This window comes from Salinarchaeum chitinilyticum, from assembly GCF_055390775.1.
The window spans coordinates 2,097,415-2,120,956 of the sequence record NZ_AP043888.1 but is presented as its reverse complement, the minus strand read 5'-3'; the positions used below and the strand labels follow the sequence as shown (position 1 = coordinate 2,120,956).

The 23,542-nt window shown below is 68.8% G+C and carries 21 protein-coding genes; 7 read left to right on the top strand and 14 right to left on the bottom strand.

The window, feature by feature from the left end:
* Positions 1–94 precede the first annotated feature (94 nt).
* The 3 genes from ACZ5KP_RS10185 to ACZ5KP_RS10175 form a co-directional block, all read right to left on the bottom strand.
* Complete coding sequence (locus tag ACZ5KP_RS10185) at positions 95–973, bottom strand: DNA replication complex subunit Gins51 (RefSeq protein WP_460921800.1); 879 nt, start codon at positions 971–973, stop codon at positions 95–97.
* A 73-nt stretch (positions 974–1,046) separates the two neighbouring features.
* Complete coding sequence (priS, locus tag ACZ5KP_RS10180; RefSeq protein ID WP_460921802.1) at positions 1,047–2,255, bottom strand: DNA primase small subunit PriS; 1,209 nt, start codon at positions 2,253–2,255, stop codon at positions 1,047–1,049.
* Positions 2,256–2,744: 489 nt separating this feature from the next.
* The gene (locus ACZ5KP_RS10175) at positions 2,745–3,218 is read right to left on the bottom strand and encodes a GNAT family N-acetyltransferase (RefSeq protein WP_460921804.1); all 474 of its coding nucleotides are present in this window, start codon (positions 3,216–3,218) and stop codon (positions 2,745–2,747) included.
* Positions 3,219–3,391: 173 nt separating this feature from the next.
* On the opposite strand from ACZ5KP_RS10175, the gene ACZ5KP_RS10170 reads away from it, so the two are divergent.
* Positions 3,392–4,864: a putative ATP-dependent zinc protease gene (locus ACZ5KP_RS10170; protein WP_460921806.1), complete on the top strand. Its 1,473-nt coding sequence runs from the start codon at positions 3,392–3,394 to the stop codon at positions 4,862–4,864.
* 77 nt (positions 4,865–4,941) lie between these two features.
* On the opposite strand, the gene ACZ5KP_RS10165 is transcribed toward ACZ5KP_RS10170, so the two are convergent.
* Entirely contained in the window at positions 4,942–5,514 is a 573-nt protein-coding gene (locus ACZ5KP_RS10165; RefSeq protein ID WP_460921808.1) for a DNA-3-methyladenine glycosylase family protein, read from the bottom strand.
* Between the two features lie 135 nt (positions 5,515–5,649).
* Here ACZ5KP_RS10165 and ACZ5KP_RS10160 point away from each other — a divergent pair, with 135 nt between their 5' ends.
* Both ACZ5KP_RS10160 and ACZ5KP_RS10155 read left to right on the top strand, forming a co-directional pair.
* Entirely contained in the window at positions 5,650–6,699 is a 1,050-nt protein-coding gene (locus tag ACZ5KP_RS10160; RefSeq protein ID WP_460921810.1) for a beta-ribofuranosylaminobenzene 5'-phosphate synthase family protein, read from the top strand.
* A 108-nt stretch (positions 6,700–6,807) separates the two neighbouring features.
* Positions 6,808–7,179 (top strand): methylglyoxal synthase, encoded by a 372-nt coding sequence (locus ACZ5KP_RS10155; protein ID WP_460921812.1) that lies wholly within the window; start codon positions 6,808–6,810, stop codon positions 7,177–7,179.
* Between the two features lie 44 nt (positions 7,180–7,223).
* Here ACZ5KP_RS10155 and ACZ5KP_RS10150 read toward each other — a convergent pair whose 3' ends face one another.
* The 5 genes from ACZ5KP_RS10150 to ACZ5KP_RS10130 form a co-directional block, all read right to left on the bottom strand.
* Positions 7,224–9,104, bottom strand: a complete 1,881-nt coding sequence (locus ACZ5KP_RS10150) for a cation:proton antiporter (protein ID WP_460923417.1) — start codon at positions 9,102–9,104, stop codon at positions 7,224–7,226.
* Between the two features lie 196 nt (positions 9,105–9,300).
* Positions 9,301–9,567 carry an HAH_0734 family protein gene (locus ACZ5KP_RS10145; RefSeq protein WP_460921814.1) on the bottom strand — a complete coding sequence of 89 codons (267 nt, stop codon included), beginning with the start codon at positions 9,565–9,567 and terminating at the stop codon, positions 9,301–9,303.
* A gap of 113 nt (positions 9,568–9,680) precedes the next feature.
* Positions 9,681–10,496, bottom strand: coding sequence for a DUF6159 family protein (locus ACZ5KP_RS10140; protein WP_460921816.1), 816 nt, complete (start codon positions 10,494–10,496; stop codon positions 9,681–9,683).
* Positions 10,497–10,593: 97 nt separating this feature from the next.
* Complete coding sequence (locus tag ACZ5KP_RS10135) at positions 10,594–11,523, bottom strand: phosphotriesterase family protein (RefSeq protein ID WP_460921818.1); 930 nt, start codon at positions 11,521–11,523, stop codon at positions 10,594–10,596.
* Between the two features lie 278 nt (positions 11,524–11,801).
* Complete coding sequence (locus tag ACZ5KP_RS10130; RefSeq protein ID WP_460921820.1) at positions 11,802–12,731, bottom strand: sulfide-dependent adenosine diphosphate thiazole synthase; 930 nt, start codon at positions 12,729–12,731, stop codon at positions 11,802–11,804.
* 188 nt (positions 12,732–12,919) lie between these two features.
* Here ACZ5KP_RS10130 and ACZ5KP_RS10125 point away from each other — a divergent pair, with 188 nt between their 5' ends.
* Both ACZ5KP_RS10125 and ACZ5KP_RS10120 read left to right on the top strand, forming a co-directional pair.
* Positions 12,920–14,077 carry an AMP-binding protein gene (locus ACZ5KP_RS10125; RefSeq protein ID WP_460921822.1) on the top strand — a complete coding sequence of 386 codons (1,158 nt, stop codon included), beginning with the start codon at positions 12,920–12,922 and terminating at the stop codon, positions 14,075–14,077.
* A gap of 52 nt (positions 14,078–14,129) precedes the next feature.
* On the top strand, positions 14,130–14,465 hold the full coding sequence (locus ACZ5KP_RS10120) for a hypothetical protein (protein WP_464761832.1): 336 nt from the start codon (positions 14,130–14,132) through the stop codon (positions 14,463–14,465).
* Between the two features lie 33 nt (positions 14,466–14,498).
* Here the strand turns inward: ACZ5KP_RS10120 and ACZ5KP_RS10115 are convergent, their stop codons facing one another.
* From ACZ5KP_RS10115 to ACZ5KP_RS10100, 4 genes are all read right to left on the bottom strand, one after another.
* A complete protein-coding gene (locus ACZ5KP_RS10115; protein ID WP_460923419.1) occupies positions 14,499–15,305 on the bottom strand; it encodes a phosphopantothenate/pantothenate synthetase in 807 nt (268 codons plus the stop codon).
* Between the two features lie 535 nt (positions 15,306–15,840).
* Positions 15,841–18,714, bottom strand: a complete 2,874-nt coding sequence (locus ACZ5KP_RS10110; RefSeq protein ID WP_460921827.1) for a DUF1508 domain-containing protein — start codon at positions 18,712–18,714, stop codon at positions 15,841–15,843.
* A gap of 232 nt (positions 18,715–18,946) precedes the next feature.
* Complete coding sequence (locus tag ACZ5KP_RS10105; protein WP_460921829.1) at positions 18,947–19,777, bottom strand: pantoate kinase; 831 nt, start codon at positions 19,775–19,777, stop codon at positions 18,947–18,949.
* Positions 19,778–19,827: 50 nt separating this feature from the next.
* Complete coding sequence (locus tag ACZ5KP_RS10100; protein WP_460921831.1) at positions 19,828–21,273, bottom strand: sulfatase family protein; 1,446 nt, start codon at positions 21,271–21,273, stop codon at positions 19,828–19,830.
* 292 nt (positions 21,274–21,565) lie between these two features.
* Between ACZ5KP_RS10100 and ACZ5KP_RS10095 the strand changes: the two genes are divergently transcribed.
* Together ACZ5KP_RS10095 and ACZ5KP_RS10090 are read left to right on the top strand one after the other, a co-directional pair.
* Entirely contained in the window at positions 21,566–22,543 is a 978-nt protein-coding gene (locus tag ACZ5KP_RS10095; protein WP_460921833.1) for a phosphoadenosine phosphosulfate reductase family protein, read from the top strand.
* Positions 22,544–22,836: 293 nt separating this feature from the next.
* Positions 22,837–23,238 (top strand): DUF2237 family protein, encoded by a 402-nt coding sequence (locus ACZ5KP_RS10090; RefSeq protein ID WP_460921835.1) that lies wholly within the window; start codon positions 22,837–22,839, stop codon positions 23,236–23,238.
* Between the two features lie 15 nt (positions 23,239–23,253).
* On the opposite strand, the gene ACZ5KP_RS10085 is transcribed toward ACZ5KP_RS10090, so the two are convergent.
* Positions 23,254–23,541, bottom strand: coding sequence for a winged helix-turn-helix domain-containing protein (locus ACZ5KP_RS10085; protein WP_460921837.1), 288 nt, complete (start codon positions 23,539–23,541; stop codon positions 23,254–23,256).
* Between the last annotated feature and the right edge of the window lies 1 nt (position 23,542).

Below are 23,542 nucleotides of genomic sequence, written 5' to 3'. Positions count from 1 at the left end.
CGCTCCCATCGATCACTCCACGGCGTCCCCATCCGTCATTCACTCCTCGCGCGTCGTTCCGTCCGTCATTCCTCCGTGCGCGTTGCCCCGCCCATCACTCAACGCGCGTCGCGGCGTCCTTCTCGACGAGCGGCATCGCGTTCTCCTCGGGGAGCGTCACGACGTCGTCTGCCTCGAGATCGTACGCGGTGCCGTCGACGCCGACGATCTCACCCACGTCGGCGGTGATCCGGACCGTCACGCGATCGGGCGACCCCATCGCCGCCGCGGCGTCTGTCGCGAGGTCGTCGGCCGCCTCCCCACCGGCCGCCGACCCGTCGTCGGAGGCGGTGTCCTCTCCGGCTGCGGTGACGGACGACTCGCCCGAATCGTCGGGGGCGGTCGCGGCGACCGCCTCCGCCGGCGGGCGGTCGGCATCGTCCTCGCCGTCGCCCGCTTCGTCCTCGTCCCCGTCGCTCGCGGCGTCGCCAGTGGGCGCGGCGTCGGGCGGACTCGGCGGTTCCGGCGGGCCGTCGTCGACGACGGGCGGTCCGCCGCTCTCCCGGTCCAGCGGTGACTCCGCGTCGCCCGGCGGTCCGGCACCGTCCTCGCCGGAGAGGACGTCGAGGACGGTCTCCTGGTTGTCCTCGATCCGGTCGACGAGGTCGTCGAAGAGGTCGGACTCCTCGGCGGTCAGCCCCTCCGTCTCCGCGCGGTAGCCGGCAGCGGCGAGGCTCGCGGTCTTGACGACCTTGCCCATGCGGCGCTCGTAGATCGACTCGGCGACCTCCTCGGCGGTCTCGATCTCGTCGGTGAGCCGGCGGACCTCCGCGTCGGCGAAGGGGTCCTCCGCGCGCTCGGCCTGGCGCTCGCGCTCGGCGCGGAGGTCGCCGATGTACTGGCCGACCTCGCTGTAGAAGGAATCGCGCAAGTGCTGGAGACTGTCCTTCTCGCGCTCGCGGTCCTGGACCGCGCGTAGCTCGTCGAGATTCACGGCGAGCACCTCGAGGGAGAGCTAGCGCTCGGGAGCGGCGAGCCGCCAGTGTGCCGGCGCGGCGTACTCCGGATCATTCCTTCTCCTTCTCCGCGCGATCCCTGGTCAGCAGGAAGATCGCGACGGGCTCTGGAAGCAGTTGTGTGCCGGGACCCACCCTAAAGCTGTCGCCGCCGATCTCCACGATCCCCTGCTGGTCGTCGTCGAAGGGGACCATGCCCGAGAGGTCAGTCACCTCGACGGTGATCTCGTTGCCGGCGAACGTCTCGGGGACGGCGTCGACCAGCGGGTCGAAGTCGTCGAGGTCCTCGCGGTCGATCCGCGTGACGGCGAGCCCGCTGCCGCCGTGGAGGCTGCCGGGCAGGCGAATCAGCCGGTGGGTGTCGGTCGTCACCGGCTCGTCGATCGGCGCGCTGTCGGCGGCGACGGTCTCCTCGATCAGCGCCTCGACGAGCCCCTTGAAGGAGCCGTGGACGTCGACGTTGCCCGCCCTGATCGCGTCGGCGTTCTCGTCGATGGCGTTCGCGATGGCCGCCGAGCGGCCCTCACCGATCCCCTCGAAGGACTGCAGCCGCTCCTTCGCGGTCGCCTCGTCGGCGGCTTCGAGCTCCTCCACGAGCTCGACGACGCGGCGGTGAACGCGCGCACTCCAGCCGCCGCTCGTATCGAGCGTTCGCTTGTCCGCAGGGGAGGTCCGGCCGGCCTCGCCGACGACGGCCTCGGTGTCGACGACGCTGTCGGCGTCGACGTTCACCCCGCGAACGTAGTCGACGATCTCGCGGCGAGCCTCGCGATCGAGCGTCCGCACGCCCTCGTCGCGCACGTGAACGTGGTAGCCGCGGCCCCCCGAAAACGCGATCGTCAGGTCCGAAAAGCCGAAGTCCTCCTCGAGGAAGGAGAGGAGCTTCATGAGCGCGCCCTTGCACGCCGCGAGCATGTCGGCGTAGCTCGTCGTTTCGGGGTCGACGCCCGGCAGGTGGTCGGCGTCGAGGTCGAAGACGAGGTCCGAGCCCCGCCAGCCCTTCGCCTCCATCGCGTCCGCGCCGGGGTCGTGGTAGACGCCCGCGGAGAAGTACACGTGTCGCGGGCGCTCGCGCTCGAGGAAGCTCTCGACCGCACCGAGTTCGAGCAGCGACTGGTGGCGCACCATCGTCGTCCCGCCCCGCGACCACGGGATGTAGCCCCACTCGCGGCGCTCCGCGAGGGGCGGCATCGTCAGCTCCGCCCGCCGGTAGTGGTCGCGAAACCGGCCGCGAAGATAGGCGCGGGTGCGCTCCTCCATCTCGCTTGCCTCGTTGGCGAGACTGGCCTAAAACGCTGCCGAACGTTGTATGTGGTAGTCGATGGGTTCGAAGCGGACTGGATTGTTGCCATGCGTGTGAGACTGGAACGGATTCGACGGCGAGAAGAAGACTGCGAACCGCCTGGAAGCCCCCTCCAGCCCCACCCAGAGATCGAATTGGGAGAGCTACGACGGTGGGAAGTCGATTCGAGTGTCGGACGTTTCGGAGCCGCTGACCGTAGCCCGCTGAACGATCCACCGGAGCTACGGCCTGCTCGAACAACACCGGGTGGGACTGGAAGGGGCCGACCGCTCGCGTTCGCTCGCGACGTCAAGCACCGCAGGAGAGCGAACGAAGTGAGCGAGCCGAGGAGCGCAGCGAGCGAGCGGACGCGAGCGGGAGGGGGCTTCCGAGCGGTTCGTTGCCGTCGAGTGAGTTCCCAAGCTACCCGCTAGAAACCGTAGTTCACGCTCGGCAGTATAGTTCAGTCAGCGGAGCGCGTCGGTGATGCGGCTCGTCAGGCCGGTGTCCTCGCCGAGTTTGAGGTAGTAGGCGTCGCCACCGTCCTCGTAGTAGTTGTCGATGCGTCGCTGGATTTCGAAACCGAGGCTTTCGTAGAACCCCAGCGCGTCGTCGTTCGAGGCGCGGGCGTGGCAGGTGATCGAGTCGTTCTCCTCGGCGACGCGGGCGATGAGTCGCTCGCCGAACCCCTGGCCGCGGTACTCCGTCGCGATCGCGAGGAAGAGCACGTAGCCGTCGCGCCGGACGGCGGCGAAGCCGACGAGCTGCTCGTCGGCCAGGAGGACGTGGACCCGCGAGCGGCGGAAGGCGTCCGCGAAGAACCCCCGGCGCTGTTTCAGAACGCCTTCGGAGCGCCGGATGCGCTCCTTGAGCTCCCAGGCCGCCTCGAGGTAGTCATCGCTCCCCGGAGCGACGGACCTGGTCTCGACGGTGACACTCACTGACGGAGCATAGCGGAGAGGCGATAATAACTCCACCGGCAGTTCGGCAGCTGCCGTACCGATCGCGCTCGCCTCCGGGAATCCGGCGGCTGGCTGCACCACCGCAGCCGAAACCGACGGCTGCGCTCGGTCCGATCGGCACGGTTTTCCGGCGGCCAGCCGATCGATGGAGTATGAGCGGCGACGTCGTAGACGGCGGTAGTGAGGGAGTGGGTGACAGCAGTGAAGCGACCGACGCGGAGGCGGCGGTCGACGGCGCGGAGGGCGCCGAGGAGGGTGCCGGCGACGCGACCGCGGCCGCGGCGACCGACGCCGTCCGCGTGGGCGTCCTGAGCCTCCACACGAGCAAGGAGACGAAGGCGATCTGCAACGCGATCGAGGGGCTCGGCCACGAGCCGGTCTGGCTCCGCGCGGAGAACCTCGCGGTCTCGATCGAGGCGGGCGAGGTGACCCTCGAGCCGGCTGTCGACGCGATCTGCAACCGCCTGCTGCTCTCGAACACCGAGGAGCCGGCGGAGGGGCTCGGGCTCGCGATGACGCTGAACCGGATCCGCCCGATGTGCAACGAGCCCGGGCCGGTGCTCGCGGCGCTGCACAAGTTCGCGACCGCCACCACGCTCGCCGACTGGAAGGTCAAGGTACCCGACGCGCTGCTCGCGCTCTCGAACGACCGGATGAACAGCGAGCGCGACCGGTTCGGCGACGTCGGCGTCTACAAGACCGCGATCGGAACCCACGGCGGCGGGACGTGGAAGGTCGACCTCGACGAGCCCGTCAATCCGAGGGTCGGCAACCGCATGGCGTTCCTGCAGGACCTCATCGAGCGCGACGAGGCCGAACACCGCGACGCGCGGGTCTACGTCGTCGACGACGAGATCGTCGGTGCGATGTACCGCTACGCGCCGGAAGGCGAGTGGCGCACGAACGTCGCGCTCGGCGGCGACGTCGAGGACGCGACCGACGACCTTCCCGAGGAGGCCCGCGACACCGCACTCTACGCCGCGGAAGTCATGGAACTGGACTACGCCGGCGTCGACCTGATCGAGGGTGAGGACGGCTGGTTCGTCCTCGAGGTCAACCCCACCGCCGGCTTCAAGGGGCTCTACCAGGCGACGGGCCGCAGCCCCGCCCCCTACATCGCGAAGCTCGGCATCGAACGCGCCGGCGGCGAGGTCGACCCGGAGCGCGTCGCGGAGCTCGCCGGCACGCTCGACGACTCCCGACCGAGCTGTGCGCCCCGCCCCGATCCGCGCGGCACCGGCGCCACCGTCCCGACGATCGGCTACACCGAGGAGGTCGTGGTCTCCGGCACCAGCGGCTCGACGACGACCCTCGCGAAGTCAGACACGGGAGCGACCCGCTCGAGCATCGACACCGGGCTCGCCGCCGAGATCGGCGCCGGCCCGATCAAGAGCATGACCAGGGTCAAGTCCGGGAGCGTCAAGCAGGGGAAGGCCCGCCCGGTCGTCGACCTCGTCGTCGGGATCGGCGGCACCCAGCACACCGTGACCGCGAGCGTCGAGGACCGGAGCCACATGAACTACCCGCTCCTGCTGGGCCGGGACATCCTCGAGCACTACCAGGTGGACGTGCGCAAGCGCGTCGACGCCGAGGAGCCCGACGAGCAGGAGCTCGAAGAGGAGTAGCCGAAGCGAGGAATCGGAGCGGAGCGGCTGAAGCGGAATAGTCGAAACCGTACAACTCGGCGGCTCGTTCGAACGAATCAATCCACGGCTCGCCAGAGCAGCAGGCTCGCGTACGACCGGTGTGGCGCCCACGTCTCGGCGTGCTCGACCATCTCGGCGCGGGTAAGCTCCGGGTCCACCAGTTCGTGCATCCCCTGCCGGATGCCCAGATCCCCGACGGGAAAGACGTCCTCGCGGCCGAGGCCGAACATGAGCACCATGTCGGCCGACCACGGCCCGACGCCGGCGATCTCGGTGAGTTCGTCGACGACGGCCTCGTCGCTCATCCCCGCGAAGTACTCGTGGTCGTAGCCGTTGGCGTCGAACGCCCTCGCGACGTTCTGGACGTACTCGGCCTTGCTCCCGGATAGCCCCGTCTCCCGGAGCGTCTCCTCCTCGGCGGCGAGGACGCCCGCGGGCGTAATCTCGACGGCCTCGAACAGCCGCTCGCGGATCGCCGCGGCGGAGTCCATCGACAGCTGCTGGCGGACGATCGAGACGATCGTCCGCTCGAAGAGGTCGTCGGCCGGCTCGATCGTCACCGGACCGTGGTCCTCCCAGAGCGGGTGAAGGTGTGGATCCGATTCGAACGTGTCACTCGGCGATGGCACGTCCGGGGATCGAACCGCGACCTACCTGTGTGTACCGATCCCCGACGGCGGAGCCGCCCGGGACACGCGCCGGCCAGCGGTCCGTCCCGTTGCCACCGTCGAAACGCCCATCCCGGACAGGCACCGACCCCAAATATGGCGACCGTCAGCGCCGGCGCGCGGCTCCACGTCGGCTTCTGCAATCTCTCGCTCGCGCACGAGCGCCTCTACGGTGGGATCGGCGTGGCGCTCGGGGAGCCCCGGGTGACGGTCACGGCCGAGCCAGCCGACGGGATCCACGCCGAGGCCGCGGACGCAGGCGAGCACGACGCGCTCGCGGCGGAGTACGCCTCGCTGGCGGCAGACCACCTCGCGGTCCCCGGCGCCGCGGTGACGGTCGAGGATCGGCTTCCGCGCCACGTCGGGCTTGGCAGCGGGACGCAGCTCGCGCTGACCGTCTACGCGGCGATCGCGCGGGCGTACGACGAACCGGTGGACGTCGTGGCCGCTGCGCCGGCGCTCGGGCGGGGCGGTCGAAGCGGGATCGGGGTCGCCGCATTCCAGCGCGGCGGGTTCGTCGTGGACGGCGGCCACCCGACGGCCCGGTTCACGACCGAGCGACCCGCTCGCGGCGAGTGGACGGTGCCGCCGGTCGTCGCCCGCCACGAGCTCCCCGACGACTGGCGGTTCGTGCTCGCGATGCCGGACGTCGAGAGCGACGAGCGGGCAGCCGGGGGCGAGCGACAGCGGACCGCGACCGAGCAGCGGGATACCGACTCCGAGCGTGGCCGCCACGGCGACGACGAGGACGCCGCGATGCGTGCGGTCGTCGAGACCGCGAATCCCGCCGTCGCCGACGAGGTCTCGGCCACGGTCGTCCGCCAGCTCCTGCCCGCGGCAGCGTCGGGAGATCGGGCTGCCTTCGGATCGGCGGTCGCCGAGATCGAGCGACTGAACGGGAGCTGGTACGCCGACGCCCAGGGCGGCGTCTTCCGGCCGCCGGCGGGCGCGATCGTCGAGTCGCTGACGACGGCCGACGCGATCGACGCCGCCGGACAGTCCTCCTGGGGACCGACGGTCTACGGACTCACGAGCGAGCGACAGGCCGACGCGGCGGCCGATGCAGCCGCCGACGCGCTCGCGGCGGCAGGCTGTACCGGGACCGTCGAGATCGTTCGGCCCGCGAACGAGGGCGCTGAGCTGTAGACGTCGACCCCGCCGGGGGTGACGCGACGACCGCTGCCGAGCCGCTGCTCGCGATCGCCAGCGAATCCGACGCGAAGGCCTTTGCCCGGGGGCTCCGATGAGTCGAGCATGTACCGGATCGCCTTCATCGCGCACGACGAGGAGAAACCCGCCCTCATCGCGTTCGTCCAGCGACACAGCGACGCCCTCGAGGACTGCTCGCTGGTCTGTACCGGAACGACGGGGAAGCGGGTCCAGGAGGAGACCGGCCTCGACGTCGAACGCAAGCAATCGGGACCGCTCGGTGGCGACCTCCAGATCGGCGCCGAGGTCGCCGACGAGAGCGTCGACGCAATCTGCTTCTTCCGGGATCCGCTGACCGCCCAGCCACACGAGCCGGACATCTCCGCCCTCCTTCGGATCTGCGACGTGCACGACGTGCCGCTGGCGACCAACGAGGCGTCGGCGCAGTACCTCCTGGAGGGGCTGCTCGACCTGTAGGAGAGGTAGGACGGCTGCTAGCGCCCGGACCCGTTCGCGATGGCTCAGTCGTGTGGGTGGAGCATCTCGAGGGCCTCGTGAACGGACGCAGTCCGCCCGAGCACGGTGAGGTGGTCTCCACACTCGAGTTCGAAGTCGGCGTCCGGGATCGTGTTCTCCCCGTCCCGGCTGACGAGCGCGACGATGCAGCCCTCGGGGAGTTCCTCCCCGACTTCGCCGACCGTTCGCCCCTCGAGCGCCTCGTCGGTCACCTCGATCTCCTGGACGTCGCCGCCCTGTCCCAGCTCGTTCATCCAGTCGGCGAGCGCCGGCCGCTCGATCAGGTTGTCGATCGCCCACGCCGAGGCCATCGACGACGAGACCGTCTGGACGTCCAGCTCCTCGAAGGCCTCGAGGTTCTCGGGCTGGTTGACGCGAGCGATCACCCGGTCGACGCCGAAACGGGAGCGTGCGAGCTGGGCGACGAGCAGGTTCGTGTCGTCGTCGCCGGTGGCCGCGACCACGATCTTCGCGTTGGCCGCCCCCGACGACTCGAGGAACTCGACGTCCGTCGCGTCGCCGGTACGGACCGCGTGTCCGTCCGCCCGTAGTTCGTCGGTCGTTTCGTCGTCGGAATCGAGAATGACGACGTTCTCTCCGCGTTCTTCGAGGCGGTCAGCGAGCGCGACGCCCACTCGACCACCCCCGATGATGAGTACTCGCATTGGAATCACGTCGAGTTTTGCCGCGATGCGCCGGGCGAAGCCGCCCTGGAAGACGACAGTGAGGAGAATGGCGAGGAAGACGGTGCCGGCGAGGACGTCGGCAGCGTAGGGATCCGTCGGTGCGACGGCCGTATTCCGCAGCTGGATGGCGAACAGCGTCGCGACGCTGGCGGGGATGATCCCGCGTGGGCCGACCAGGCTGATGAACAGCTTCTCGTTCGTGGTGAACCGGTCGCCACGCGTCGAGACGAAGACGAGGAGCGGCCGCAGGACGAGCGCGACCACGAAGACCACCGCCAGCTTCGCGATCCCGAGGTTGAACAGGACGTCGAACTCGATCAGCGCCGCGAGCGCGACGAAGACGAAGGAGAGCACGATGAGCGTGACGTCGCCTTTGAACTCCTCGATCTCCTCCTCGAAGGGGAGGTCCGCATTGCCGAGGATGACGCCAGCGGTCGCGACCGACGCAACGCCAGCCTCCGTCGCGATCTGGTCGGCGACGGCGAATGCCAGCACCGCGCTCGCGAGGGTCAGGAGCCGTGCGCTCTGTGGCGTCCAGCCGGAGCCCAGATCGACGTGCTCGAGGAGGTACCAGAGCAGGATCGCGGTTCCGATTCCGACCGCGACGCCGATACCGAGGCGCCGGGCGAACTCGAAGAGGTAGTCCTCCGGACGCGCTTGCCTGCTCGCGATGAGTTTGAAGATCACGACCGCGAGGATCGCCGCCGTCACGTCGTTGACGATCCCTTCGGTCTCGAGGACCGCACCGACGCGGTCGCGAACCGGAACGACCGCTAGAATCGGCGTGATGACGGTTGGGCCGGTCGCGACGAGCAGGGCACCGATCGTCGCCGAGATCCCCCAGCCAGGATCCAGGAGCAACTGGACGGCGAGCGTCGTGCCGACGAATGAGATCGCAGCGCCGAGGGTCACCATCAGGAGCGCTGCCGTCGGGGCCTCCCGAACCTTCTCGAACTTGAGGTGGAAGGCGCCCTCGAAGACGATGATGGCGACGCTGACGCCGACGATCGTCCGGAGCGCCGGCTCGAGGTCCTGGTACGTGACGAGCCCGAGCATCTCGGGACCCACCAGGATTCCGGCGACGATCAGGAAGACGACGCTCGGCACCCGAAACGCGTCGCCAAGTATCTGCGCGGTCACGCCGAGGGCGAGGATGATCGCGACGATGAGGAGCGTGTTCGAATCGCCGCTCCCCGCCAGCGGCAGTGCGACTGACGCGAGTGCGCTCCCGATCGATACCGTCACCACTGCTCGATCACTCGTGGTGGGGCCGGAACGGCGTTCTGTTCTCGCTCGGGGCCATCGACGGTCGAACGAATGAACGGGAGGCAGATAAAACGGCGCGATCGGTGTGCGTCGCTACGACGACAGCCAGCCCGTACCCAGGTGTGATGGTTCAGACGATCAGATCGCCGCCCTTCTTGCGAACCTCGACCTCGCTGTCCTCGACGCGCTCGACGTCGAGCCAGTGGGGGACGAAGTCCCGCTCGACGTACGTCTCGCGCTCGTCCTCGGTGCCGACGACACACCACAGCTGGACGCGCTCGGGGCCGTGCCAGTCGCCGTTGCGCGTGACCTGGAATGCCACGAGTTCCTCCCCGTCGACAGTAATCTCCGCGTCCTTCCGGAACCCGGCGTCCCCGTTGACGATGAGCCGCTTCATGGACGAGGGTTCGTGGGAGCGTCAATTAAGAGCTTCGAGAGCGGGTAGTTGGGAGGAACGCTCGCACACCGACCCAGACCTGCCTACGAAGAGTATGCCAGAAACGGAGCTACTCAGTGGGTCCGGCTGAAGTCGACGTTGTTGAACGCCTCGGGCTGTTCGCCCTCCGTCGCGTAGACGTACAGCGCCGTCCGGGCGACGTAGCCGAGCGCGCTGCCGAAGAGGTACGCTGCCAGCAGGACGGCCGCCCCGACGACGATGCCGCCGACGATGCCGATCGTTCCAGCACCGAGAACGAGGACGATCCCCAGCGCGAGCGCGAGGCCGACGATCGCGAACACGGCGGTGACGATCCCGACGCCGAACCCGGCGCCGGCGGTCTCGCCCCAGGTGGATTTGAACGTCTCACCGCTGCGTTTGAACATCTCCGCCGGACCGACGTCCTCGAAGACGATCACAGGAACGATGAAGTAGGTCAGGATCCCCCACGCGACGCTGAACAGCATGGCAGCGATCTGCGCGAGCGGATTGTCGTTGCCCTCGATCATCCGGAGGATGACCCCGACCGTCGCAGCCGCCAGCGCCCAGATCGCGAGCGGCCGCCGATGGCTCCACGCGGCGCGAAGTCCCTCCTCGAGCGTCGGATCGTGCCCGTGGAACACCTCGCGAGCGTTGTAGACGAGTGCGGCGTTGAAGAAGGCGGCAATGAACGTCGAACCGAAGTAGAGCACGAAGAGCAGGGCGTACGTGATCGGGCCCTGCTCGAGGCCCATCGTGACGTAACTTCCGCCGAACAGCGCAGCCATGAAGACGAGGCCGAAGATCCCGCTCAGAAGTGGGAACACCGCGAGCGAGGGCTCCTGGCGGAGCACGTGCATACTGTCTTTCGCGAGGTTCCATCCGGTCTTGAGCCGACTGAAGAATCCCATGGAGGGGCATTGACAGAGGGGTAGTTAGCTGTTGTCGTCTTGGTTCGGGCGTTCGGGAGCGACGAGACGCTGTTCGCCCAAGTGCTCGCGCCGAGACTCACCGAGCGAACGCGTCGAAGGGATTCGTCACCGTGAGCTGTTCGACGACGTCCTCCCCCGTCCCTGCGGCACGGAGTTCGGGCAGGAACTCGTCGATCAGGTAGGTGTAGGGCTTCACCTCGCCGCCACGGGGCTGGCTCGGGTCGTACCAGCCCCGATCCTGGCTCAGCAGAATCTGGTCGCCGAGTCCAGCCTCCAGGAGCCGCCGGATGCGCTCGACGTACTCGGCGTCGGGCTGGTCGTCGCCGCCGATCCAGTCGTACTCGATCCAGGCACCGCGCTCGGCGAGTTCGACGTGGCGATCGAGGTCCGCCTCCGCCTGCGCGTGGATCCAGACGAACCGGTCGGCTGCGTAGCCCACCTCTTCGATCACGTCGAGCTGTGTCTCGACGAGGTCGGCGTAGAGCGTGTGGCTCCCGATCGCGGCGCCGGTCTCCGCCCCAGCTCGTGCAGCAGCGCGGAGGATCTTCTCCTCGTCCTCGCTCAGGGCGTCTGGATCGTCGTCGTCCGTGCTGACCTTGATGAACGACGCCGTCGTCTCGGCCTCCTCGACGCCCTCGGTCAGCTCCTCGATCATCCAGTCGGTCAGTTCTTCCTCGCTGGCCGCCCGCGCCCAGTCAGGAATCCGGGGCTCCTGGTAGACGCCCGTTGCGACGGCGATCGGGAAGTCGGTCGCCTCGGAGACGGCCTCGACGGCGTCGACGCGTCGGCCGACGCCCGTCGGCGTGGGCTCGACCATCGCCGTGGCGCCGGCCGCTTTCGCCCGCTCGATCTCCGGGCCGATCACCTCGACGACCTCCTCGAGGTCAGCCGTCTCGTACGCTCGCTCCTCCATCGGGCCGAGGTCGGTGAAGACGTGCTCGTGGGGAAGAATCAAATCGAGATCGTCCCGATCGAGGGGCCCCTGCGTGGTGTGGAGTTTCGCCATACGGCCGCTCAGCGGGCCCGGTCAATCAAACGGCGGGCTCGCGGCAAACGACGTGTTGGCGGGGCGATCGCTCGAAGCGACGATCGAATTGCGGCATGCGGTGCGGTTGCTGTGCGGTAAGCGAAAAGCATCCGCGAGCGCCGTAGGCGCGAGCGGTTCACCGTCAACGAGGGGCGAAGCCCCGAGTTGGCGGCCTTTTTTGGTCCAGATTTTTTCGAGGAGGGTTCCCGCAGGTCGCGCGAAGCGCGACCGAGGAAACCCGACGAGAAAAAAGGTGGCTAGTCGTCCGCGGGACTCGCTCGGCTCGTCACGTCGACGTCGGGCGCGTCGACGTCGAGCTCGTCGAGAGCGGACTGTGCTGCGCGCTTGCCGGAGATGAGCATGGCACCGAAGGTCGGGCCCATGCGCGGGAGACCGTAGGTCGTCGCGGTCGCCATGCCGGTGACGATGAGGCCGTCGTGGGCGAGGCCGGTGTGCTCGACGACGGCGTCCTCGCTCTTGCCGACCCACATCGAGTCGTGACCGGGCGAGTCGTGGCCGGGGGCGCCGTAGGTGTCGTCGCCGGTCTGGTCCATGCCGGAGGCCTCCTCCTCGAGGCCGGGGGCGTTCAGGACGCCGCGCTCGTCGAGCTTCTTGACGGCCATCGCGTCGTGGCCGGTGGCGTCGATGACGAGGTCGGCCTCGACGGCGATCGGGTCGACGCAGGTGATCTCGCGGGGCAGCGCGTGGACGGGCGTCCAGTTCATGACGATGCCGCCGACGCGGTGGTCCTCGCGGATCACGATGTCGGTGAACTCCGTCATGTTCTGCATCTTCGCGCCGGCGTCACAGGCGGCCTTGATGAGCCCGGAACAGGCTTCGGGGCCGTTGGCGACGTAGAGGCCGTCGGAGTCCTGGGACTGCTTGAAGTCGACGTCGAGGTCGTCGAGGACGTGCTGGGCCGGGTCCCGGACGGTGACCTTGTTCATGAGGAAGCCACCGAGCCAGAACCCGCCGCCGAGATAGTTGTTCTTCTCGACGACCATGACCTGGACGCCGCGCTCGGAGAGCTCCTTCGCGGCCATGAGGCCGGAGGGCCCGCCGCCGATGATGATCACGTCGGAGTCCGAGAAGTCCATGAACTCCTCGGTCCACTCCTGGCCGATCGCTCGCGTGACTTCCGCCTCGCCGACGTCGCTGAACTTCTCGAATGAATCGGATTCGCTCATACCACCTGGTGTTACTACGGGGTGGTGGTTATGTGTTGCGTTCCCCTGCGTCCGGCGGCCCCGTACGTGGAGAATTCATATACCCACAAACGGACGATAGTAATAGACAGTCGAACAGTTAGTTCGTAATTAGTGTGTATGTAGGCCCCTGTAATCAGACTTTTACGTCGTACGTGAAGAAGGAGACCATGACGAACGTCGTCCAATCGCTGCAGCGGACTGCACTCGATCAGACGGACGCGGTCGCGATCGACGCCGATCGCGAGGTCAGCTTCTCGGAGCTCTGGTCGAAGACGGACCAGTTCGCTGGGGGACTGCGAGATCGGGACGTGACCGTCGGCGACGCCGTCGGGATCTGCCTCGGCAGTCCGGTCGAGTTCCTCGTTGCCGTCTACGGCACGCTCCGGAACGGGAGCGTTCCGGTCGTGATCCCGCCGTCCTACGACGGCGACGCGATCGAACGGGTCGCCGAAGACACTGGCGCACAGGCGCTCGTCGTCGACGATCGGCGATTCCTCTCGATCGTGGTCGGGATCCCGGAGATCCGCTTCGCCGTCACGGTCGACAACGAGCAGCTCCTCGGCGTCGACTTCGAGGCGTTCCTCGGCGGGACGGGGATCAACGCCGGGGGCTCACGGACCGGTCTCGACGTCATCGGTCGCAACGACGAGGATCCGGCGATCGTCTCCTACCTCGACCAGCCCGACGATCCCGTCGGCGTCGTCCGCTCACACGGTGCCCTCCAGGCCGCGGCGAACGCCGGCACCGACGCGGTTGTGGAGGGATCGATCGAGACCCACCTCGGCTGCCTCCCGCTGACGCGGCCCAGCGGCCTCGTCTTCGGTGCGACGGCGACGATCTTCGACGGCGGCTGTTATCGTGCGGTCACCGAGTGGGACCCGCGAGCGGTCACCGGCGCGCTCTACGAGGGCGAGATCGACCGAACGTTCCTGACGCCAGAGCAGTACGCGGCACTCCGCGAGGAGGGGCTGGAACCGGGCCACGACGGGGTCGCGGTCGTCGACCCACTGACCGATGCGGCGTCGGCGCCCTCCGACGGCTCGACCCGCCTCGTCGCAACCGAGGAGACGGGCATCACGCACGTTCGGAGCCCCGCCGACGTCCAGCGGGGGCACCTCGGGACGCCGCTCGACGGCGCCCGAGTCCGCGTGGCCGACGGCGGCGAGCGCGGCCGGCTCGCGGTGACGGGCGACACGGTCATGGACGGCTACTTCGGGCGACCGTCGCTGACGGACGACCGAGTCGAGGAGGCGGAGGGCGAGGAGTGGATCCGGACCGAAGCCACCGGCCAGGTTCAGGACGGCGAGGTCGTTCTCGTGGGGTAGCTCGGTTTCGACGACCCTGGCGCATATGACGGAATACCGCCAATATTCCGAGGTGCGTTCTTGCAGCGCTCGGGAAGTTGCGGTGCTCGCCGCGACGGTCGCGGTCTGCTGCTTCCTCGGTGCGCTGGGTTGGTATCTCCGAAGGCCGGGGTACACCACGTCACGGCTGGTCTTCTTCGCGATCCTCAGTGGCGCGGGCGTGCTCGCACTCTACGGAATCGTCACCGATCGGGGCACCGTTGCAAGCGCTGGCATCGTCGCCCGCTTCCTGCTCGGATTCTGGCAGGCCGTCCTCTGGTTCGTCATCTATCCGGTGATCGCCGTCTTGCTCGTCGCGATGCTGGTCGGTGACACCGAAACGACGGCCCAGGCTGCAGAAACTGACTGAGCGCCGCTCCACCGACGTCGGTGAAGGTCGCCTCTACTCCCACGCTGCCGTCCGAATCCGCTCCTCTGCGTCCCGGAGGTGGTCCTGGGCGTCGAACTCGGCGACGATCGTCTCGAGCTCCTCGTCGCTGGTCTCGGCGTCGAGCAGTTCGCGGGCGTGCTCGGTGATCGTGGGGATCGCCCGGACGACGTTGTCCACGATCGGGATCGTGGCGGTCTGGGGCGACCGGGAGAGCGGGTTCAGGTCAATCACGATCTCGGTCTTGCCCATCTCGCCGAGCGCCTCGGCGCGGTCGCCGTCCTCGAGCGGCACGAGCACCACGTCGGCGCCCTCGATGCCGTCGGCGTCGACGATCCCACGGTAGTGGCCGATCGCGGGCACCTCGCCGTCGCCCTCGAGGCCCTTCACCTCCTCGGCGCCGTGCTCGCGCAGGTGCTCGACGATGGCCTCCATGCGCTCCTCCGTTCGGTTGAACAGGTTCACCTCGAGATCGGCGTCCACCACGTCGGCGAGTTCGACGTACTCGTCGGGCACCAGCGCCGCGACGTTGCCGTTGACGGAGAGCACGGCGTGCTCGGCGAGCAGGAGCTGGGCGGCAGCAGCGCGGGCGGCCTCCTCGGCGCTCGGGATCGTCTCCTCGCCGAGCAGGTAGTCGAAGGCCGTGCCGCGGCCCTCCGCGTGCATCCCCTGGATGTGGGTGATCCCCTTCTCGACGCCGGCCTCGATCCGGTGGCGGGTCTCGAGGTCCTCGGATCGTGGGTGGTCGTCGGGGGTGTGCTCGGGCTCACCGGAGTCACCGTGGTCGGCAGCGTTCTCGGTGCCGTCGTCCCCGAGCGGCACGTCCGCGACCGCCTCCGCGACGGCCGACTGGCTCGCCGAGTTGGCGTCGGCCCGCTCGGCGTCAGTACCGCTGCTGCCGTCGGCGCCGGAGCCGCCGCTCCCGTCCGTGGCGGGGCCATCCCCGTCGCCGCCGGGCCTGGCCTCGCTCGCGTGGTCGTCGTCGCTCACGGTCCAGCGTGGGGGATCGGCCTGCAAAAGATATCCGGTCCTCCGGCCGGTGGGATCCGGTCATCATCGATCACCGCGACCGCAGCTACCCTGAAAGCCCTCGGCCGGCTCCGGTCGCGCGACTCGCTGCGCACTTCCCTCGCTCACTCCGTTCGCTCGGTCCAGTGCTTATTCTGAAAAGCTCGCTACGCTCGCTTTTCGACGTTCGCCTCGCTCCGCTCGGCTCACCTTCGTCGTGCTTCCCGGACCCGGCCTCGCCCTTTCAGTCCACCAGGAGGCGGATGGTCGGCGTCGCTACGAACGGCGGAAAATCGGCGACGGAAACGATCGGCGGAAAGTCAGCGGGCTGCGCTGGGGTTGCCGGCGGCTACCAGGTCACGACGGTCTCGCCGTTGGGGCCGTGCTCCTTGACGGTCAGCATCTCCTCGCGCGCTTCCTGGCGCGAGGGATGGGGTTCGACGGACTCGGCGAGCGAGTGGCCGTTCTCGTCGACGAGCCGCCAGATCCAGCCGCCGCCGCGCTCGTGGAACTCGAAGGCGGCCTCGTCGATCTCGAGGATGCTGGACTCGCCGACGACGTCCTTGGTATCGCCGATGGCGGTCTGGACGTCGTCCCGGACCTCGTAGTTCGCGGCGCTGACGGCGCGAACGCGCTCGCGCTCGTCGAGCAGGCGCCACGCCCAGCCCTCCGCGTCGTCCTGATGGAGCTCGAATGCCAGCGTCTCGAACTCCAGCGTCCCGGCGTCAGGCGCGCGAGACTGCACGTCCTCGACGGCCTCGACGGCGGCGTGCCGGCTCTCGAAGCGCTCGGCGGACACCGCGACCGTCTCGCGGTCGGCATCGAGAAGCCGCCAGCCCCAGCCGTCGTCGGTCTTGTCGATCCAGATCGCGCCGTCGCCGAGCTCGAAGACCGGCGCCTCGTCGGCACCGTCGATGACCGCGTGGGCGTCGGTGAGTGCCGCGCCGCGGTCCTCGTAGGTCCGGTCGCCCGTCGCGACGGGCTCGCGGTCACGGTCGATGAGCCGCCAGTGCCAGCCACTGCCGTTGCGGAGCTGGACGGTGAGCGCACCGACCTCGTCGACGTCGGCACCGTAACCGGCCTCGGACACGTCGGCGATCGCCGCGACGGCGTCGTCGCGGGTCGGGTAGCGCTCGGTCCCCTCCGCGAGGATCGTGCCGTCGGTGTCCACGAGCCACCAGTCCCAGACGTCGGCCTCGGCATCCGTCGAGAGCTGGAAGATCGCGGTCTCCATCCCGCGGACCCGGGCGTCGTCGAGGTGCTCGGTCAGGAACTCGACGGCGTCGCGAGCGGACGCGCGGGAGGGATGCGTGTCGGCGCCCTCCGCGACGAGCTTGCCAGCCTCGTCGATGAGCCGCCAGGCGTACTCCCCGGCGTCGGTCTTGTAGATCTCGAAGGCCGCAGTATCGATCTCGAGGACGTCGGCGTCGGGCGCGTTCTCCTTGAGCGTCGTCATACCGTCCATGACCTCCTCGCGGGAGCCGTACTCCTCGCCGCTGTCGGCCATCACCTGGCCGTCCTCGTCGATGAGCCGCCAGCGCCACTCGCCGCCGGACTCGTACTGCTGGAAGGCTGCCTGCTCGAACTCGATGAGGTCCGCCGCGAGCGCCTGCTCGCGAACGCGCGTCGCGGCGTCTTCCGCGGCCTCGCTGTCCGCGAACGTCTCGGTACTGTCGGCGAGCAGCCGGCGGTCCGCCGAAACGAGTCGCCAGTTCCAGGCTCGCCCCGCGCCGTTCTGACTCCCAGCCTCACTGTCGCCCGCGCCGCCAGCACCAGACGCGCCGGCATCGTCTACGGGATACACTTCGTAGTCCGCGCCAGCGACCTCGACGGTCTCGGCGCCCCCGACGACGTCACGGGCACGCTCGGCGTGCTGGCGATTCGTCTCCGCCCGCTCGACGGTGGCCGGACTCCGCGCGATCAAGTCGTCGGCGTCGTCGCGGAGCCGCCAGCGGTAGCCCTCGCCGACGCCGTAGCACTCGAAGCCGGGCACGCCACGCTCGACGATCGTGGCGTCGCCGACGCGCTCGGCGGCGTCGTTGGCGGCCTGTTCGGCGCTGCGGCGCGTCTCGTAGGCCGCCTCGCTCGTCACGAGCGCGCGATCCTCGCGGTCGACGATCCGCCAGTGCCAGCCGGCGTCGCCGGGCAGGAGTTCGATCCCGACGTGCGGGAAGGAGAGGATCCGCGTGCCGTCGACGCCCGCCACGAACTGATCGGTGGCGCGCTCGGCCGCCGCCTCGTCGTCGTAGCCGCCGGGGTCGGTGGCGAGGGGCTGGCGCTGGTCGTCGAGCAGCCGCCAGTGCCAGTCGCCGCGTTCGTCCTCCGAGACGTCGAACGCCGCCGAGCGGATCTCGATGACGCTCGCGCCCGGGATCGCCTCCTTGAGGAACGTGACCGTCGACTCGGCCTCGTCCCGCGTGGCGGCTGGCTTGTCGCTCCGGGCGAGGACGCTCCCGTCGTCGCGGACGAGCGACCAGCGCCAGCCGCCCTCGTCGGTCTTGTAGAGCCGGAAGGCCGCGGTCGTGATCTCGAGCATGCCGGCGTCGCCGATCGTCTCGCGCACGTCGTCGATCGCGAGCCGAGCGTCGGTGTCGGACGGCGCGAGGTCGGCGGACTCGCCGACGGCGTCCCGCTGGACGATCCGCCAGCCCCAGTCGTTCGTCGGGTGTTCATAGACCGCGAAGAAGGCGTCCTCCTTCTCCTCCCCGAGGAGGACCGGCGAGGCGTCCGAGTCGATCCCGAGTTCGGGCTCGACGAGCAGTCCCTTCTCGCCCGTCACGACCGGAACGAGCACCGCGACGCCGGCGACGACGCCCACGCCGAGGCTGTAGATCGCGATGATCAGCGGCGCGTAGTCGGTGCCGGTGCTGACGTTCCAGCTGCCTGGGTAGACCTGCCAGAAGACCGGCAAGGAGAGGAGCGCGATCGCGGAGCCGACGAGACTCGCCTGCATGGCCCGTCTGCGGACCGGCAGGAGTGTGACGATCCCGAGGAGCCCGAAGACGCCGCCGCCGGCCGCGAGCGTGATCGCGACCCTGCGGAGCGCCCAGTTCTGGCCGCCCATCACGACGCCGACCTCGTAGATCACGAAGCCGAGGATCCCCGCGACGGTGCCCATGAGGAACAGCCAGTAGCCGTAGACGTCGCGTTTGGAGTCCGGTTCGCCGACGTAGCGGTGGTAGAGTTCGACGAGCCGCCCGTCCTGAATGTCAGCTGCTGCCATGGTGGTGCGAAACGTGCTCACAGCGGGGGCATAAACCCCAGCACCTGTTCTCCGGCCGGCAGATCGACGGGTGGAGACGGGAATAATCGAGGGACTGCAACGGTATCGTCGGGCCGTCGGCATCGTGAACAGTTCGGTCGGCTTACCTGACGATCGGCCGAAAGCGATATTACGAACCCGTCGTTCGCGACCGTCGGTGGCGAAAAAAAACAGTGACGAGAACCCCACCGAATTACGGAAGCAAACTCGCCCCCGCCGGGTCGATCTCCGTCCGCTCGGCGTCGTAGCCCGCGTCGGTGAGGCCGGTACCCAGACAGAAGACGGTCTCGCCGAGCATCGCCATCGCGGCGTCGCCGCCGGCCTCGTTGGCCTCCTGGATCGCCTCGATCACCGGCGGGGTCAGTAGCTCCGTCTCGCGCGCGAACCGCCGCGACGCGCGCATGAACGTCTCGACGGTCGGCTCCGAGCGGACGATCTGGAGGCTCTGCTGACCGAACTCGCTCAGCGCGTCCGTCTCGCCGTCCAGCACCTCCGCGGTCGAGAGCTCGTCCATCGCGAGATACTCGACGGTCTCGCGGGCGGGAATCCCGTCGAGAGCACCCTCGCCGGGCGCGCCGGGCTCCGTCCGGAGGACCATTCCCCCACGAGCCTGCGCGACGACGTCTCCCAGGCCAGTGCCTGCCCGGACCTCTGCGCCGTGGGCCAGCGATATCAGCTCGTTGAGGGAGTACTCCAGCTCGAAGCACTTCGCCGCCGCGAGCACGGTGCCCAGCGTCGCCGCGCCGGACACGCCGAACCCACAGCCCGGCGGGAGCGCGCTCTCGACGAGCACCGTCGCGTCGACGTCCAGCGCCTCGCGGACGCGCTCGACCGGCGCGATCGGCGCGCTCGCGTCGTCGAGGTAGGTCTCGCGCTCGCCGGTCCGGACGGTGACCGTCACGCCGTCGGCGAGGGTGAGCCCGCCACCGATCGAGCCGGTGGCCATCGGACTCTCGCCCTCGTGGACGGCGAAGAAGCCGGTGACGTGGCCGGGGACGAACGCCGTGACCGCCTCGCCTGCCATGGGGCTGCCTTGGGGCCCTCCCAAAAACCGGTTTCGACCGAGCGACGTGGTTACTGATACAGCTCCAGGCCGGCGGGACCGGTTCGCGCGACCTCGCGGAGCTCGTCGCCCTCCTCGCCGACGTGCGCCTCGACCCAGACGGCCAGTGCTTCTTCGAGCTCGGCGGCCACCTCGGGACGTTCGGCGACCAGATTCTCCTGCTCCCAGGGATCGGCCGCCATATCGAACAGTGCGCGCTCCGGCAGCTCCCAGGCGCCCTCGTTGTACGTGCGGACGAACTTCCAGCGGTCGGTCCGGACGGCGCGCTGGGCGGTGTAGAGGCCGTGATCGACGACGATCCGGTCACGCCAGTCGGCACCGGGATCGTCGAGCACGGGGCGGAGCGAGCTGCCCTGCCACGCGCCGGGCGCCTCGAGCTCCGCGAACGCGGCGATCGTCGGTGCGAGGTCGACGTTCGTCACGAGCGCGTCGCTGGCGGTACCGCGAATGCCGGCATCGACTCCCGCGTCCGCGGGCGGTTTGACGAGCAGCGGGACGCGCTGGGTCCCGTCGTGGGTGCTCCAGTGCTCTCGATAGCAGCCGTGTTCGCCGAACTCCTCGCCGTGGTCGGCTGTGAGGACGATCAGCGCGTCGTCGTACAGGCCGCGCTCCCGGAGCTCGTCGAGGAAGCGACCGATATGCGCGTCGACGGAGCGGATCTCCGCGTCGTAGTGAGCGAGAAGTTCGCCGAGCGCCTCGCGATCCTCGACGCTGTCGTAGTCGGAGTGACGGAGCGAGTGGGCGAGGTCGGGGTCGGCGGCGCTCCGCCAGCGATCCCACTCGTGGTGCTCGTCGATCTGGTCCCGCGTCGGGTAGGGCGGGAGCTCGCCAGTGCGGAACGGCTCGACCTCCTCGTCGCTGCGGAGATACGGTGCGTGGGGATCCCAGAACTGGACGTAGAAGAGGCCGTCACCCAGGGCCCGGTCGGCGGTGCCGCTCCTGGCGAGGTCGTCCAGCCGCTCGATCGCGAGGTCGGCGACGTGCTCGCCCCTGGGCGTCTGGAAGTTCTCGATCTCACCTGGTTCGCCGGGACCGCCCCGCGTCGGCTCGCGGGGATGGTGGAAATCCGTCCAGAGGTGGTAGAACCACGGCGAGGGATGGCGCGGGAACGACGAGATCGCGACGGCGGCCTCGCCGGCGTCGAAGAAGAGCTCCGGCAGCGTGCGATAGGCGGGCGCCGCGTCGAAGATATCGCCATCGTAGTCCGTCCAGGAGGCTGGCGACGAGAGGACCTGCGAGCGCGGGCCGTGAGTCTCGATGCCGTTACTGACGCCGTGCCTGCCGGAGAGCAACGCGGCGCGGGACGGCATGCACGGCGAGTTCGCGGCGTACGCCCGGTCGAAGCGAACCGCGTCCGCCGCGAACTCGTCGATGCGCGGGCTCGTCGGCTTCTCGTACCCGTACGCGCCGAGGTGATCCGGCCGGAGCGAGTCGACGTCGATGACGAAGACGTTCACGCAGGCGGGATCGGGCCGACCGGTCCTAAAGCTTCGGCGCGGACGAGCCGCCCGGCGGTTCGGCAGCGGGCTTGACTGCCCTTGCGACTCGACAGCGGCCGGCTGTTCCGATGGCTCGGCAACGGCCTGACTTCCTCACCCCACGACACTGGGCCTGGCTGTCCACGTGACGCGACAGTGCAGCCGATCGATCCCGGCGGCCCCGGCCGCATGCCCGTGATTTGCGCACCGTGCCCCTGCCGAATCGATCACGTAAGGCATTTTGCCCAGCGTAATTATATCTCATTACACGATGTCCGACAGCACGACCGCAGTCCCCGAGGTCGACGTCGACTACGAGGACGGCGCCGGCGAGGACCCCGAGGACTACCCGAACCTGCAGGCGAAGATCGAGAAGGCGATCGACGTGACCCGCGAGGGGCTCGAATCCTACGACAACCCCGCGGTGATGTGGACTGGCGGGAAGGACTCCACGCTCACGCTGTACTTCATCAAGGAGGTCGCCGAGAAGTACGACCTCGAGGTGCCCCAGGCGGTGTTCATCGACCACTACCAGCACTTCGACGAGATCCACGACTTCGTCGATCACTGGGCCGAGGAGTGGGATCTCGACGTCGTCTACGCCCGCAACGAGGACGTCGGCGAGTACGTCGACGCCGAGGGGCTCGAGCCCGGTGACGACATCCCGATCGACGCGCTGTCAGAGCACAACCAGCACCACGTCCGGAACATCCTCGAGTACGAGGAAGAGGAGTTCCCGTTCCTGCTGGACACCTACGTCGGCAACCACCTGCTCAAGACCGTCGCGCTCAACGACGCCCTCGAGTCCGAGAACATCGACGGCGTCATCTCCGGCGTCCGCTGGGACGAGCAGGAGGCCCGCGCCGACGAGACGTTCTTCAGCGCGCGCCACGACCCCGACATCTACCCCCCGCACGACCGCATCCAGCCGATCCTGCAGTTCGACGAACGCGCAGTGTGGGACGCCTTCTGGCACTACGTCGTCCCCGACACCGTGCCCGCCTTCCCCGACGAGGGTCACGTCCCCCAGGACGCCGACGACCTCCCCGAGGGCGTCGAGTGGGAGGACATTCCGATCTCGCCGAAGTACGTCAAGGGCTTCCGCTCGCTCGGCAGCGAGGTCTCCACGGAGAAGACCACCGAGGACCCCGCGTGGCTGCAGGACCTCGAAGACACCACCGAGCGCGCCGGCCGCGCCCAGGACAAAGAAGACCTGATGGAGCGACTCCGGGATCTCGGCTACATGTGAACCATTTTGCGAGTCGGGTTCCCTCGCTCGTTGCGCTCGCTGCGGGAACCCTCCTCGCAAAAACGTTCATGAAAAAGACCTCCTGCTCGCTCCGCTCGCAGGAGTAAAACCGCGGCCTCCGGCCGTCGTACGGTTGCGCTGACCGCAACCGCACCGCACAGCACCGCACTACTCACTAACGAACCCGTACTTCTGTTCGGTTCACGAAGCGCCCCAATCCGGCAGCTCGGCTGTCGTGGCGATCCTGGTTCCCGATCCACCCACCTTTCCGTCCGGATCTCACAGTCCCCGGCATGAGCGATTCCGAGGACCTGAACGTCCACGGCGAGCCGCTGACGCCCTGCAGTCTCGATCCCGAGACGGGCTACGAACGCGACGGCTACTGCCGGGATATCCTTGCAGACGCCGGGCGGCACGAGATCTGCGCCGTGATGACCGAGGAGTTTCTGGAGTACACGGCCGCACAGGGCAACGACCTCCGGTCCGCCCAGCCGGAACTGAACTTCCCCGGTCTCGATTCGGGCGATCGCTGGTGCGTCTGCGTCCCGCGGTGGCTCGAAGCCGAGGAGGCGGACTGCGCACCGCCGATCGTTCCGGAGGCGACCGCGAAGAGCGTGCTGACCCACGTGTCGCGGGAGACGATCGAGGCGTACGCACAGGAGGCCAGCACCGAGGAGGGAGACGGCGCACCGTAGCGATCCCGGCGGCGATCACTCCTCGAGCCCGTCGATCAGCGACTCCAATGTCGCGACGTGTTCCTCGAACAGGGCCTCCCCGTCGTCGGTCAGCCGGTAGGTCGTCCGCGGTCTGCGATCGACGAACTCCTTCTCGACGGCGAGCGCGCCCGCATCCTCCATGGTCTGGGCGTGACTCGAGAGGTTCCCCTCCGTAACCTCGAGTTCCTCCTGCAGCTCCGGGAAGGTCGCCGCGCCGTGGCGGTAGAGATACGCGAAGATCCGCAGCCGCGTCGGCTGGTGGACCAGTTCGTCCAGCTCCATC